Source organism: Streptomyces sp. BK340, from assembly GCF_007827595.1.
GTDB lineage: Bacteria > Actinomycetota > Actinomycetes > Streptomycetales > Streptomycetaceae > Streptomyces.
The window spans coordinates 50,820-63,878 of sequence record NZ_VISR01000003.1 but is presented as its reverse complement, the minus strand read 5'-3'; the positions used below and the strand labels follow the sequence as shown (position 1 = coordinate 63,878).

The following is a 13,059-nucleotide window of genomic DNA, read 5'->3' as shown; positions in this document are numbered from 1 at the left end:
GACTGCGACCGGCCGTCCTGCGCCGGTGGCTGTCACCGTGTCAGAGTGGGCACCGGCAGGCATGACGGTCCGTCGGCGGAGGATGCTGATGCAGCTCGTGCACACGGGATTTCTGCTCGGAACCGGGCTCTTCTGGAGTGTCGCGTACGTGCTGCTGATCCGCACGGGGCTGCGGGAGCGCACGTTCGGGATGCCTGTCGTCGCGTTCGCGACGAACATCAGCTGGGAGTTCATGTTCGCGTTCGTGCGGCCGCCGTCCGGGGTCATGCACGTGATCAACATCGTCTGGTTCTGCTTCGACCTCGCCATCGGCTACACCGTCGTACGCTTCGGTCGGTCCGAATTCCCCTACCTGCCGGACCGGTTGTTCCTGCCCGCGCTGGCCGTCCTGCTCGCCCTCGCCTACCCGGGCATGAACTACGCGTCCGAGCAGTTCGACGAGGGGGTCGGTGCGCTCACCGCGTTCGGCAGCAACCTGGCCATGTCCGGGATGTTCCTGGCGATGGCGGCCGCACGCCTGGGCACGCGCGGCCAGTCGGTGGGAATCGCCGTGACCAAGCTGCTGGGCACCGCCTGCGCCTCGCTCTCGATGCTCACCGACCCCGACGGGGATCCACGCTACGACAACGCCCTCATGTACTACCTCTACATCGGCTGCCTCGTCCTCGATCTCGCCTACGTCTGCGCGGTGTTCACCGTGGGGCGCGTCGAGCGGACCGGCGACGGGGGCGGGGTGCCTGCGCAGGGCGCCGTGCGGGGCTGACGCGTATGGGGAGACGGTGGGGGCGGAAGTGCCGACCCGAGGGAGACAACGTTGTCTTCCCGCGCTCCGCCCTCCGCCCGAATGGCGGCTCCCAGTTGACGGGCACACGATGGTGTCGTGGGGTGCGGCCGCCGCCGGAACGCCGGTGCCGCCGGGGACGGCGACCCGCCCCGGCCGTGGTGAGCGGCAGGAAGGGAGGACACCGTCATGTTGGAAGTGAAGACGGTAGACAAGCCCGACGAACGGCGTGACTTTCCCCGGGGCCATCTCGAAGCCGTCCACCTGACCGGGCTCGACTTCGCCGTCGGCACGTTCGAACCGGGCTGGCGCTGGTCCGAGTCCGTGGCACCGATCGCGGGCACCGAAAGCTGTCAGTTCCCCCACAGCGCCTATGTCGTTCAGGGCCGCCTGCACATCCGCATGGACGACGGCGGTGAGGGTGAGGTGGGCCCCGGTGACGTCTTCATGTGCCCGCCCGGGCACGACGCGTGGGTCGTGGGCGACGAGCAGGTCGTGGTGTACGACTTCGCGGGACCCACGGCGACGGACTACGCGAGGGCGAAGGGGACCTGACCCGTCCCGCACGTGCCCCGCGGTGGGCCCGTCACCGCGGGGCATCCGTGTGCCGTGGCACCCGTGCGTCGAGGCCGCCCCGTCAGACCGTGACGACGACCTTCCCGCGCGCGTGCTCCTCCTCCAGGTACCGGACGGCCTCGGGCGCCTCGCCCAGCGGGTACGTCCGGTCGATCACCGGGGCGAGCCTGCCGGAGTCGGCCAGCTCGCGCAGCTCCGCCAGCACCGCCTTGCTCGGTGCCGGGCCGACGAGCGGGCGCAGCCGCTGACGGACGAACGGGGAGAGCGCGAGCCCCTGGAGGATGAGGACGGGAGCCCCGAGGAACTGCCCCGGGCTGCCCCCGCTGCCGAGCACGAGCGTCCCGGTGGGCGTGAGGGCGCGCCGGAGGCCGGCGATCCCCTGGCTGGCCGCGAGGTCGAGGACGACGTCGTACCGCCGCCCGCTGCGCGTGAAGTCCTCCCGCGTGTAGTCGACGACGTGGTCCGCGCCCAGCGAGCGGACCAGCTCGGCGTTGCGCGTGCTGCACACGCCGGTCACCTCCGCGCCGAACGCCTTGGCGATCTGCACGGCGAACGTGCCGACCCCGCCGGAGGCGCCGTTGATCAGCACATGCTGCCCCGACCGCAGCCCCGCCACGTCCCGCAGACCACGCAGGGCGGTGTTCCCGGCCAGCGGCAGGGTCGCCGCCTGTGCGAAGGTCAGGGCGGCGGGTTTGCGCTCCACCCAGGCGTCCGGGACGCACACGTACTCCGCGAACGTGCCGTCGACCTCGCCGAACACCTCGTCGCCCAGACCGAGATCCCGTACGTTCCGGCCGACCGCCGCCACCTCGCCCGCGAAGTCCCGGCCCCGGATCCGGGCCCGGGGCGCCCGCGGTCCGAGCGCCAGCCGGGCGACGTACGGGTCACCGCGCATGAGGTGCCAGTCGTACGCGTTCAACCCGGCGGCCCGCACCCGCACCAGCACCTCGTCGTCACCGGGCACCGGCTTGTCCACGTCCCGCAGTTCCAGCACGTCCGGTGAGCCGTACCGGTCCTGGACCACTGCCTTCATGTTCTCCCCCCTCGTTCCGTACCCGCAGGCTAGAGCGAGGCACGCCGGCCGGACATCGGGGAAGCGCCGTAGTCCGGGGGAAGGACGAGCGCGGGTGCGTGTAGGGGACCGGTGTCTCAGCGGGGGTGGGTGACGGCCCCCTCCTCGGCGTACGCGACGGCGTCCGCGTGCCCGAACAGGCCGGGCAGCCCGCCGGTGTGCACGAACACGGTCTTCTCGCCCGGCCGTACGTCACCGTCCCGCACGGCGGCCGCCAGCCCGGCCAGGGCCCGGCCGGTGTAGGTCGGGTCGAGGACGATCCCCTCGGTGCGGGCGGCGAGCCGGAGCGCCTGAGCCACCGGACCGGTCAGCGCCGCGTACCCGCTGCCCACCTGGTCCCGGCGCACCCGCAGCCGGTCCGCCACGACCTTCTGCGCGGTCAGCGGGGCCGCGAACTCCTCGACCGCGGCGGCCGGGTCCGCCAGCGCGCCCACGTCGACACCGAGCACCGACTCCGTGCCGAGGGCGGCGACCAGCCCCGCCATCGTGCCGCCCGAGCCGAGCGCGACCACCGCCGTCCGCAGGCCGGGCACCTGCGCGTGCAGCTCCTCGCCGCACCGCACGTAGCCCCGTGCGCCCAGCGTGCTGGACCCGCCGAACGGGATCAGCGCGGGGCGGGCACCGCCGGCCCGCAGCCGCGCGCACACCTCGGCCGCCGCGGCGTTCAGTCCGGCCTGGTCCACGTCGCCCGCCCAGGCGAGCCGGGCTCCCAACAGGCCGTCCAGGGCGAGGTTCCCGGACCGGGACGGCCCCGGCGAGCCGCGCAGTACGAGGACGGCGTCCAGGCCCAGCCGGGCGGCAGCGGCGGCCGTCAGCCGGGCGTGGTTGCTCTGCGCGGCGCCCGTGGTCACGAGCGTGTCCGCGCCCTCGGCCAGGGCCGCGCCCGCGAGCCACTCCAGCTTGCGGATCTTGTTCCCGCCACCGCCCAGGCCGGTCAGGTCGTCCCGCTTGACCCACAGGTCGTCCGGACCGAGCCCGAGTGCGGCGGCGAGCCGGGGCGCCGGTTCGACGGGCGTCGGGAAGGTGCCGAGCTGCACGGGCTGGTGGCTCATGTCGTACGTCCTCGTCTGCCGGGCGGATGCCGGACGGTGCTGGGAGCTGGTGGACCGATCGCCGGCCGATGGCGAGCGGCTGCCGAGCGTACGGCGGGCGGCGAGGCCCAGTCGATCATGCCCGGCCGGTCCGCGTCACACCGGCAGCAGCCGCCCGATCAGCGCGCCGAGCTGCCGGGCCGTGCGGCACTCGTGCATCTCCACCAGCTCGGCGTAGGCGGGCGCCGCCGAGTCGCCGGTACCCCACTGGGCGCGCGGCTCGGGGTTCAGCCAGTAGACGCGCCGGGCGCTCCGGGCGAGTTCGCGGACGGCGGGCAGGTTCGGGTCGCTCATGTTGGTGCGCGCGTCACCGAGGACGAAGACGGTGGTGCGCGGGCCGACGGCGGCGCCGTACCGCTCGGTGAACTCGCCCAGGGCGACGCCGTAGTCACTGCTGCCGTGCCAGCCGGTGAGTGTGGCCTCCGCACGGATCCGGGCGCCGAGCCCTTCCGGGTCGGCGCGGCCGTGGTCGAGCAGACCGGTCACCTCGTCGAGGCGGTTGACGAAGGCGAACACCCGTACCTTGCTGAACTGGTCGTGCAGCGCCTGCACCAGCAGCATCGTGAAGTCCGAGAACCCGGACACCGACCCCGACACATCGCACAGCAGCACCAGTTCTGGCCGGGCCGGACGGCGTCGGCGCAGCACCGGCCGCATCGGCACCCCGCCCGTGGACAGCGAGGAGCGCACGGTGCGGCGCAGGTCGATCGTGCCGCGCGCGGCACGGCGCCGGCGTGCGGCCAGCCGGGTCGCGAGCTTGCGTGCCAGCGGCTGCACCGTCCGGCGCAGCTCGGCCAGTTGGTCCCGGCCGGCGTACAGGAAGTCCAGACGGTCGGCGGTCGGCGCCACGGCCCGCCGGGCGATCTCGTCCCGTCCGCGCAGCTCGGCGACCCGGCGCCGCGCCTCCACCGCGACCAGCTGCCGGAACGCCTCGATACGGCGCCGGATCTCGTCGTCCAGCAGCCGGTCCGCGAACCCCGCGCCCCCGTCCCGGCCCCTGATGTCGGCCCGCACCCGGGCCAGCAGGGTCTGCGGGCGGAGCCGGTCCAGGGTCTGGTACGCCGACCAGCCGTCCGACCCGGGCGCGTTCCCGTACCCGCCCATGCCGTCCACCGCCTCGGCCGCCAGCCCGGCCATCAGCGACCGGTCGTCGGCGGCCAGCGCCTCGGCGAGCCGGTCGCGCAGCTCGTCCCGGCCCGCCTGTTCCGTGCCCGGACCGCCGACGCCGCGCGGGAAGTACAGGTCGAAGACCGGATCGAACACCGCCCGCTGCCCCGGACCGTGCAGCAGGGTCGCGGCCAGGCCCTCCCGCAGCAGGTCCCGGTCGGCGAACCCGAGGGCCTCCACGGCGAGGGCCGCGTCGACGGTCTCGCCGGTGCCGATCCGGACGCCGTGCGCGCGCAGGGCCCCGACCAGACCGGTGACCCGCTCCTCGACACCGCTCACAGCGCTTCCAGGTCCAGCTTGGCCGCGGCCTTCTGCACGTCGTCCTGGTGCTTGAGGATCACACCCAGGGTGTCGCGCACGACGGTCTCGTCCAGGGTGCCGGCGCCCAGGGCCAGGAGGGTGCGCGCCCAGTCGATGGTCTCCGCGACCGACGGCACCTTGCGCAGGTCCATCGCGCGCAGCGCCCCGACCACCCGCACCACCGACTCGGCCAGCGCCGCGTCGAGCCCGGGCACCTTCAGCCGGACGATCCGCCGCTCCAGCTCCTCCTCGGGGAACCCGATGTGCAGGAACAGACAGCGGCGGCGCAGCGCCTCGGACAGTTCGCGGCCCGCGTTGGAGGTGAGTACGACGAAGGGGCGGCGGGTCGCGGCGATGGTGCCCAGCTCGGGGACCGTGACCTGGAAGTCGCTGAGCACTTCCAGCAGCAGGCCTTCCATCTCCACGTCGGCCTTGTCGGTCTCGTCGATCAGCAGCACGGTCGGCTCGTCGCCGCGGATCGCGGTGAGCAGCGGGCGGGGGAGGAGGAACTCCTCGCTGAAGATGTCGGTGCGGGTCTCGTCCCAGCTCTCGTCGCGGCCCGCGCTGATGCGCAGCAGCTGCTTGGCGTGGTTCCACTCGTACAGCGCCCGGGACTCGTCCACGCCCTCGTAGCACTGCAGCCGTACCAGCCGGGCCTCCGTGACCTGGGCGACGGCCTTGGCCAGCTCGGTCTTGCCGACGCCTGCGGGGCCCTCCACCAGCAGCGGCTTGCCCAGCCGGGCGGCGAGGAAGACGGTCGTGGCGACGGCGGGCGAGGCGAGGTACCCGGTCTCGGCGAGTCGCGCGGAGACATCGTCGACGGATGAGAACAACGGGGCCTCCGGCTGGTTCGGTATCTGCGTCCGGTCTGCGTCAGGGAACTATCTAAGCGCTTGTTCACCTACCTTGTCACGGAATTCCTCGGGCGTCCGGCGGGATGTATACCGATCGGTTTCCTTTCGTCCCGGACGCGGTAACCTCGCCGTATGCCCACCACGGACAAGGCGTCCTCCCGAGACCGGCTGCTCGACGCGGCCGACCGGCTCTTCTACCGCGACGGTGTCTCCGTCGGCGTCGAGGCGCTGTGCCGTACGGCCGGCGTCTCGAAGCGGTCGATGTACCAGCTCTTCGAGAGCAAGGACGAGATGCTGGCCGCCAGCCTCGAGCGACGCCTGCCCCGCTACCAGGCCCTGCTGATGCCCCCCGACCCGGTGGCCGGGACACCGCGCGAGCGCATCCTGTACGTCTTCGAACAGGTCGAGAAGGCCTCCGCCGAACCCGACTACTGCGGCTGCCCCTACCTGGCCGTACTGGTCGAGCTGAAGGACCCGGAGCACCCGGCGAGCCAGGTCGCCCGCGCGGCCAAGGAGCATCTCGCGGAGATGTTCCGCACGCAGGCGGAGGAAGGCGGCGCCCGGGACCCCGAGCTGCTCGCCCGCCAGCTGATGCTGATCTTCGACGGGGCCAGCGCCCGCGCCGGAGCCCGCGTGGAACGACTGGACGACGGACTCGTCACCGCGACGGTGACCGCGCTCATGGACGCCGCCGCGATGCGGTAGCCCGCACCGGACGGCCCCACCCCGTACGGGCCACCACAACGCGCCGCCCCGCTCGCCCGCCCGGTGCAATGGATGCGTGACCGCGCCCCCGGACGACTGCCTCGCGCGCAACGAGTGGATCTGCGGCGCCTATCTGACCACCCGCCGCCAGATCCTCCTCGACGCGGTCGTCCAGCACCTCCGGCTGACGTCGGTGTCGGTCCTCATCGGGCTCGTCATCGCCCTGCCGCTCGCGGTACTGGCCCGCCGCTGGGCCTTGGCGGCCGGTCCGGTCCTCGGCGTGACCACGATCCTCTACACCATCCCGTCCCTGGCGATGTTCTCCCTGCTCCTGCCCCTCTACGGCCTCTCGGCCACCCTGGTCGTCGCGGGACTTGTGCTCTACTCGCTCACCCTGCTGGTGCGCAACATCCTGGCCGGGCTGCGCGCGGTCCCCGAGGAGACCCGGCAGGCGGCGCGCGGCCTCGGCTACGGTCCGATCCGGCTGCTGCTCACCGTCGAGCTGCCCCTGGCCCTGCCCGCCGCGATGGCCGGGCTGCGCATCGCGACCGTCTCGGCGGTCTCCCTGGTCACGGTCGGCGCGATCGTCGGCTTCGGCGGCCTCGGCAACCTGATCTACTCGGGCATGAACACCTACTTCAAGGCCCAGGTGCTCACCGCGTCCGTGCTGTGCGTACTGATCGCCGTCACCGCCGACCTCCTCCTGCTCGGCGTGCAGTGGCTGATCACCCCCTGGGCGAGGGCGGCCCGCGGATGAACACCCTCGGTGCCGCCTGGGACTGGCTGGCCGACCCCGCCCACTGGTCCGGCGACGACGGCGTCCGGCACCGGCTGCTCCAGCATCTGGTGCTCACCGTCGTCTGCCTGGTCATCAGCTGCCTGATCGCGCTGCCCGTCGCGCTGGTCCTCGGCCACCTGGGCAGGGGCGGCGCGCTCGCCGTCAACATCTCCAACGTCGGCCGGGCCGTCCCCACCTTCGCGGTGCTGGTCCTGCTCCTGCTGACCCCGGTCGGGAAGTGGGGCGAGGGGCCGACCGTGGTCGCCCTGGTGCTGTTCGCCGTGCCGCCCCTGCTCACCAACGCCTACGTCGGCATGCGCGAGGTCGACCGGAGCGTCGTACAGGCGGCGCGGGGCATGGGGATGACCGGGCGGCAGACGCTGTTTCACGTGGAGCTGCCCCTTTCGCTCCCGATGGTCCTCAACGGGGTGCGGATCGCCGCCGTCCAGCTCGTCGCCACCGTCACCATCGCCGCACTCGCGGGCGGCGGCGGACTGGGCCGGATCATCACGGCCGGCTTCAACCTGGCCAGCACGCCCATGGTGGTCGCCGGGGCCCTCCTCGTCGCCGTGTTCGCGCTGGTCGTCGAGGCCGTCTTCGAGGTCTCCGAACGCCTGGCACCGGCCTGGGCCAGGGGCGGCCGATGAGAGGCCGCACCGCGATCACGGCGGCCGGGCTCCTCGCCCTGACCGCCTGCTCCACCGGCCCCTCCCTGGAGAACCGCGGCGCGGTCACCGCATCGCCCGGTGACAGCCACCACCTGACCATCGGCACGGCCGGCTTCACCGAGAGCGACCTGCTCGCCCAGCTGTACGCCCAGCTGCTGAACCAGGCCGGTTACAAGACCTCGATCATCACGGTCGCCAACCGGGAGCTGTACGAACCGGCCCTGGAGGCCGGTCAGATCGACGTCGTGCCCGAGTACGCGGCCACCCTCGCCGACTGGCTGAACGCCAAGACCCACGGCGCCGACGCGAAACCCGTCGGCTCACCCGACCTCGACGCCACGATGAAGGCCCTGCGGAACCTCGCCGCACCCCGCGGACTCACCGTCCTTCCGCCCGGTCGCGCGGTGGACCAGAACGCCTTCGCGGTGACCGCCGACTACGCCCGCCGGCACCACCTCAAGACCCTCAGCGACCTCGGCGCCTCGAAGCTGAAGGTACGGCTCGCCGCCGGTGACGAGTGCGTCCAACGTCCTTACTGCGAGCCGGGGCTGAAGAAGGTCTACGGCATCGACATCACCGGGGTCGACCCGAAGGGCGTCGGCACCACCCAGGCCAAGCGGGCCGTGCAGGACGGCCGCGACCAGATGGTGCTGACCACCTCGACCGACGCCACCCTCGACCGGTTCGGCCTGGTCCTGCTCGCCGACGACAAGCACCTGCAGAACGCCGACCACGTCGTCCCGGTCGTCAACCGCGCCCGCGCGGGCAGCGCGGGCGTGGCCAAGGCGCTGGGCAGGCTCAACGACGTCCTCACGACCGCGGACCTGGCGGACATGAACCGGCAGGTCGACAGCTGGCGCCGGCTGCCTGCCGAGGTGGCCCGGACCTACCTGCAGGACAAGGGCCTGCTGAAGTGACGGCCCGCCTCACGCGTCCGAGACCGAGTCGAACGCCACCTGCCCCCGCGCGACACCCCGGGCGTCCGCGTCCACCGAGCGGCGCAGCGCCTCGTGCAGCTTCGCCGGGGTCAGCACGCCCAGGAAGCGGGCCCCGTCCAGCACGGCGACCCACCCGGCGTCGTACTGGAGCATCACCCCGAACGCCTGCTTCAGCGGGGCACCCACCGGCACCCATGCCGTCATCCGGTGCGCGCGGTCCCCGACCGTGCCGCCCGCGGCCAGCTCGTCGATGCCGACCCAGCCGTGCAGATCGCCGTGCGCGTCGAGGACCACCGCCCACCGGGCACCCTCGGCCCGCAGCCGCTGCACGGCACGCTCGGCGGACTCGGCCGGCCGGGCCACCGGCGGCTGTTCGAGATCGTCCGGCTCGATCTCGGTGACCGACAGCCGCTTCAGCCCCCGGTCCGTGCCCACGAAGGAGGCGACGTACGGCGTGGCGGGCGAGCCGAGCACCGCACCCGGCGTGTCGAACTGCTCGATGCGCCCCTGTCCGTACACGGCGATACGGTCACCGAGCCGGACCGCCTCCTCGATGTCGTGCGTGACCAGCAGCACCGTCTTGCGCACCGCGGCCTGCATCCGCAGGAACTCGTCCTGCAACTGCTCCCGCACCACGGGGTCCACCGCGCCGAACGGCTCGTCCATCAGCAGCACCGGCGGATCGGCCGCGAGCGCCCGCGCCACGCCCACGCGCTGCCGCTGGCCGCCGGAGAGCTGCTCCGGATAGCGCGGCCCGTACGTCTTCGGGTCGAGGCCCACCAGATCGAGCAGCTCTGCCGCCCGGGCCCGCGCCTTCGCCCGCTTCCAGCCGAGCAGCGCCGGCACGGTCGCCGTGTTGTCCAGCACCGTGCGGTGCGGGAAGAGGCCCACCTGCTGGATGACATAGCCGATCCGGCGGCGCAGCCGCACCGGATCCACCCGCGCGACGTCCTCACCGTTCACGAAGATCCGGCCGGAGGTCGGCTCGATCAGCCGGTTCACCATCATCATGGTCGTCGTCTTGCCGCAGCCCGAGGGACCCACGAGCGTCACGAGTTCGCCTTCGGACACCTCGAAGGAGAGGCCGTCCACCGCCGTCGTACCGTCCGGATACCGCTTGGTGACCTGCTCGAACCGGATCATTCCCTCACGCTAGCGGGACCGCTCGCGCCGGCGCGCCAAGGAGAGGGCGGCGGAGTGTCAGCCCAGGAGGACGACCTCCAGGGTGCGGGGGCCGTGCACACCCTCGACCCGGTCCAGTTCGATGTCGCTCGTGGCCGACGGGCCGGAGATCCAGGTCAACGGGCGGGCCGGATCAAGACGGTCGAGGGCCCGGGGGACAGAGGGAACGACCTGCTCGGGGACGCGGACGACGCAGATGTGGTGGTCGGGGATCAGGCTGATCCGGCGCCGGCCCTGATCGGGACCGCCGTCCAGGACGATCGTGCCGGTCTCGGCGATCGCGACCGCGCAGCCCGTGACCACGCTCTCCACCCCGTCCAACTCGTGAGGCGTGCTCACCGCACGGTCGTGGACCCGAGTGGGACCGGCGGCCGACATCCACTCCGGCGGGAGCCCAGGGGGGACGAGCACGTACCGCGACCCGCGCTGGGCGAGCAACCGCATGATGAGGTCCGGGAGTTCCTCGTCAGTGGTGCGGTGCACGATCGCCCGGTAGTCCGCCAGGTTCTCCGCGAGCAGGTTCACCGTCTCCTCGACGGTGCGCTCGCCGTGCTCCCGCAGATACTCCCGGGAAACTGCCCGCTCGTACGGCGTGTCGTCCGGTGGCACGTCCGCCAGGGCGCGCCGTACGCGGCCCAGGATCCGCTCTCTGCTGCTCACTTCGCGCCCTTCTTTCCGCCGTCCGTGCGCTGCCACCAGTCCCGGAACGGTTCCGCGGGCACCGGTGGCAGGTCGCGGGAGGCGCTCCAGGCCTTGCCGGGGCCGGGGAGTGATCGTGGGTGGAAACGGCGGGTCCGCGAAGCGATCCGCTGCCCCGCCCGCAACGCCCCCGGATGTGCGAACGCCCAGCGGGCCGCCCGCATGGCCGCCCGCTCGGCCGCGTGCCCCTTCGCGGGCTTCAGGACCACCCTGTTGCCCTCCCGGACCGCCGGACCGCCCTCCACGACCCGCTCCCGCAGATGCACCAGCACCTCGGGGATGTCGATGGCGACGGGGCAGACCTCGTAGCAGGCGCCGCACAGCGAGGACGCGTACGGCAGCGAGGCGTCGATCTCGCTCGCCGTGCCCCGGAGCTGGGGGCTCAGGATCGCCCCGATCGGGCCCGGGTAGACCGACCCGTACGCGTGCCCGCCCGCCCGCTCGTACACCGGGCACACGTTCAGGCAGGCCGAGCAGCGGATGCAGCGAAGCGCCTGGCGGCCGACCCGGTCGGCGAGGGTGTCGGTGCGGCCGTTGTCGAGCAGGACCAGGTGGAAGGTCCGCGGTCCGTCCTCGTCCGTCGTGCCCGTCCACATGCTCGTGTACGGGTTCATGCGCTCGGCCGTGGAGGAGCGGGGGAGGGTCTGCAGGAAGATCTCCAGGTCGCGCCAGGTGGGGACGATCTTCTCGATGCCGACGACCGAGATCAGCGTCTCCGGGAGGGTGAGGCACATCCGGCCGTTGCCCTCGGACTCCACGACCACCAGCGTTCCGGTCTCCGCGACCATGAAGTTGGCGCCGGAGATGCCGACCTCGGCGCGCAGGAACTTCTCCCGCAGGTGCAGCCGCGCGGCCTCGGCGAGTTCGGCGGGTGTGTCGGTGAGGCCTTCGGGGGCGGGGCGGCCCCACTCGCCCATCTCCCTGCGGAAGATGTCCCGGATCTCGCCCCGGTTGCGGTGGATGGCCGGGACCAGGATGTGCGAGGGCCGGTCCTTGCCCAACTGCACGATCAGCTCGGCGAGATCGGTCTCGTAGGCGCGGATGCCCTCCGCCTCCAGAGCCTCGTTGAGACCGATCTCCTGCGTGGCCATGGACTTGACCTTGACGACCTCCGACTCGCCGGTGGCCAGGACGAGTTCGGCGACGATCCGGTTCGCCTCGTCGGCGTCCGCCGCCCAGTGGACCGTACCCCCGGCGGCCGTGACCGCCTCCTCCAACTGCACCAGATAGCGGTCCAGATGGCGCAGGGTGTGGTCCTTGACGGCCCGGCCCGCCTCCCGCAGCTCCGCCCAGTCGGACAACTCGGCGACCGCCCTGGCCCGTTTGGCGCGGATGGTGTGCGTGGCGTGGCGGAGATTGCCGCGCAGGGTCTGGTTGCCGACGGCATCGTGCGCCGCCTCCGGAAAGGCCGGCATGCCGACGAACGTCCCGCTCATACCGCCGGTTCCTCCTCCGTGCTCGCCAGGATCTCCGCGATGTGCACCGGCCGCATGCCCACCTGGAGCCGGGTCATGGTCCCGCCGATGTGCATCAGGCACGAGTTGTCGGCCGCGCACAGCACCTCGGCGCCGGTCGACTCCGCGTTGCGGACCTTGTCGGCGCCCATCGCCGCCGAGACCTCGGCGTTCTTCAACGCGAAGGTCCCGCCGAACCCGCAGCACTCCTCGGCCCCCGGCAGCTCGGCCAACTCCAGCCCCCCGACGGCCTGCAGGAGCCGCCGGGGCCGGTCGCCGAGCCCGAGACCGCGCAGGCCGTGACAGGTCGGATGGTAGGTGACCTTGTGCGGGTAGTACGCGCCCACGTCCGTCACGCCCAGCACGTCCACCAGGAACTCGGTCAGCTCGAAGGTCCTGGGGACCACGGGCGCCAGCGTCCGGGCGAGGCCGTCCCCGCGCCCCTCGGCCCGCGCCCGCTCGCCCATCCTCGGATACAGCTCCCGCACCATCGCCCCGCACGACCCGGACGGGGTCACGACGGCCTCGTACTCCCCGAAGACATCGGAGAAATGCCGGGCCAGGGGTTCCGCCTCATGCCGGTAACCGGTGTTGTAGTGCGCCTGCCCGCAACACGTCTGCGCCATCGGGAAGTCGACCTCGACACCCAGCCTGGTCAGCAGCTTCACCACCGCTCGGCCGGTGTCCGGATAGAGCGTGTCGTTGACACAGGTCAGGAACAGGGCGACACGCATCGCGGCTCCTCGGGGTCGGTCATCGGACGAGTGCAGGGTAATGGGCGGACACCGCCGGGG

At 72.6% G+C, this 13,059-nt stretch carries 14 protein-coding genes; 6 read left to right on the top strand and 8 right to left on the bottom strand.

The genetic code is table 11. The features are described from left to right. The first annotated feature begins 88 nt into the window (after positions 1 to 88). Together FB157_RS06700 and FB157_RS06695 are read left to right on the top strand one after the other, a co-directional pair. On the top strand, positions 89 to 763 hold the full coding sequence (locus tag FB157_RS06700) for a hypothetical protein (protein ID WP_186581381.1): 675 nt from the start codon (positions 89 to 91) through the stop codon (positions 761 to 763). 207 nt (positions 764 to 970) lie between these two features. Beyond that, positions 971 to 1,336, top strand: a complete 366-nt coding sequence (locus FB157_RS06695; protein ID WP_145876971.1) for a cupin domain-containing protein — start codon at positions 971 to 973, stop codon at positions 1,334 to 1,336. Between the two features lie 82 nt (positions 1,337 to 1,418). Here the strand turns inward: FB157_RS06695 and FB157_RS06690 are convergent, their stop codons facing one another. The 4 genes from FB157_RS06690 to FB157_RS06675 all read right to left on the bottom strand — a co-directional run bounded on the left by FB157_RS06690 (position 1,419) and on the right by FB157_RS06675 (position 5,820). After that, entirely contained in the window at positions 1,419 to 2,390 is a 972-nt protein-coding gene (locus FB157_RS06690) for an NAD(P)-dependent alcohol dehydrogenase (RefSeq protein ID WP_145876969.1), read from the bottom strand. A 116-nt stretch (positions 2,391 to 2,506) separates the two neighbouring features. Continuing rightward, positions 2,507 to 3,481, bottom strand: coding sequence for a pyridoxal-phosphate dependent enzyme (locus tag FB157_RS06685; RefSeq protein ID WP_145876968.1), 975 nt, complete (start codon positions 3,479 to 3,481; stop codon positions 2,507 to 2,509). A gap of 135 nt (positions 3,482 to 3,616) precedes the next feature. Then, positions 3,617 to 4,966 (bottom strand): VWA domain-containing protein, encoded by a 1,350-nt coding sequence (locus FB157_RS06680; RefSeq protein WP_145876966.1) that lies wholly within the window; start codon positions 4,964 to 4,966, stop codon positions 3,617 to 3,619. Further along, positions 4,963 to 5,820, bottom strand: a complete 858-nt coding sequence (locus FB157_RS06675; RefSeq protein WP_145876964.1) for a MoxR family ATPase — start codon at positions 5,818 to 5,820, stop codon at positions 4,963 to 4,965. Before FB157_RS06675 ends, FB157_RS06680 begins: the two co-directional genes overlap by 4 nt. A gap of 153 nt (positions 5,821 to 5,973) precedes the next feature. On the opposite strand from FB157_RS06675, the gene FB157_RS06670 reads away from it, so the two are divergent. From FB157_RS06670 to FB157_RS06655, 4 genes are all read left to right on the top strand, one after another. Further along, the gene (locus tag FB157_RS06670) at positions 5,974 to 6,546 is read left to right on the top strand and encodes a TetR/AcrR family transcriptional regulator (protein WP_145876962.1); all 573 of its coding nucleotides are present in this window, start codon (positions 5,974 to 5,976) and stop codon (positions 6,544 to 6,546) included. Between the two features lie 76 nt (positions 6,547 to 6,622). Continuing rightward, positions 6,623 to 7,303 carry an ABC transporter permease gene (locus tag FB157_RS06665; protein WP_145876960.1) on the top strand — a complete coding sequence of 227 codons (681 nt, stop codon included), beginning with the start codon at positions 6,623 to 6,625 and terminating at the stop codon, positions 7,301 to 7,303. Continuing rightward, positions 7,300 to 7,971 carry an ABC transporter permease gene (locus tag FB157_RS06660; protein ID WP_145876958.1) on the top strand — a complete coding sequence of 224 codons (672 nt, stop codon included), beginning with the start codon at positions 7,300 to 7,302 and terminating at the stop codon, positions 7,969 to 7,971. The genes FB157_RS06665 and FB157_RS06660 overlap by 4 nt, the downstream gene beginning before the upstream one ends. Then, complete coding sequence (locus FB157_RS06655; RefSeq protein WP_145876956.1) at positions 7,968 to 8,909, top strand: ABC transporter substrate-binding protein; 942 nt, start codon at positions 7,968 to 7,970, stop codon at positions 8,907 to 8,909. Before FB157_RS06660 ends, FB157_RS06655 begins: the two co-directional genes overlap by 4 nt. Positions 8,910 to 8,918: 9 nt before the next feature. On the opposite strand, the gene FB157_RS06650 is transcribed toward FB157_RS06655, so the two are convergent. The 4 genes from FB157_RS06650 to FB157_RS06635 are packed head-to-tail and all read right to left on the bottom strand — an operon-like array spanning position 8,919 to position 12,999. Further along, entirely contained in the window at positions 8,919 to 10,073 is a 1,155-nt protein-coding gene (locus FB157_RS06650) for a betaine/proline/choline family ABC transporter ATP-binding protein (RefSeq protein ID WP_145876954.1), read from the bottom strand. Positions 10,074 to 10,130: 57 nt separating this feature from the next. Next, a complete protein-coding gene (locus tag FB157_RS06645) occupies positions 10,131 to 10,772 on the bottom strand; it encodes a lactate utilization protein C (RefSeq protein WP_145876953.1) in 642 nt (213 codons plus the stop codon). Further along, positions 10,769 to 12,247: a LutB/LldF family L-lactate oxidation iron-sulfur protein gene (locus tag FB157_RS06640; RefSeq protein WP_145876951.1), complete on the bottom strand. Its 1,479-nt coding sequence runs from the start codon at positions 12,245 to 12,247 to the stop codon at positions 10,769 to 10,771. The genes FB157_RS06645 and FB157_RS06640 overlap by 4 nt, the downstream gene beginning before the upstream one ends. After that, positions 12,244 to 12,999, bottom strand: coding sequence for a (Fe-S)-binding protein (locus tag FB157_RS06635; RefSeq protein ID WP_145876949.1), 756 nt, complete (start codon positions 12,997 to 12,999; stop codon positions 12,244 to 12,246). Before FB157_RS06635 ends, FB157_RS06640 begins: the two co-directional genes overlap by 4 nt. Positions 13,000 to 13,059: the final 60 nt, after the last annotated feature.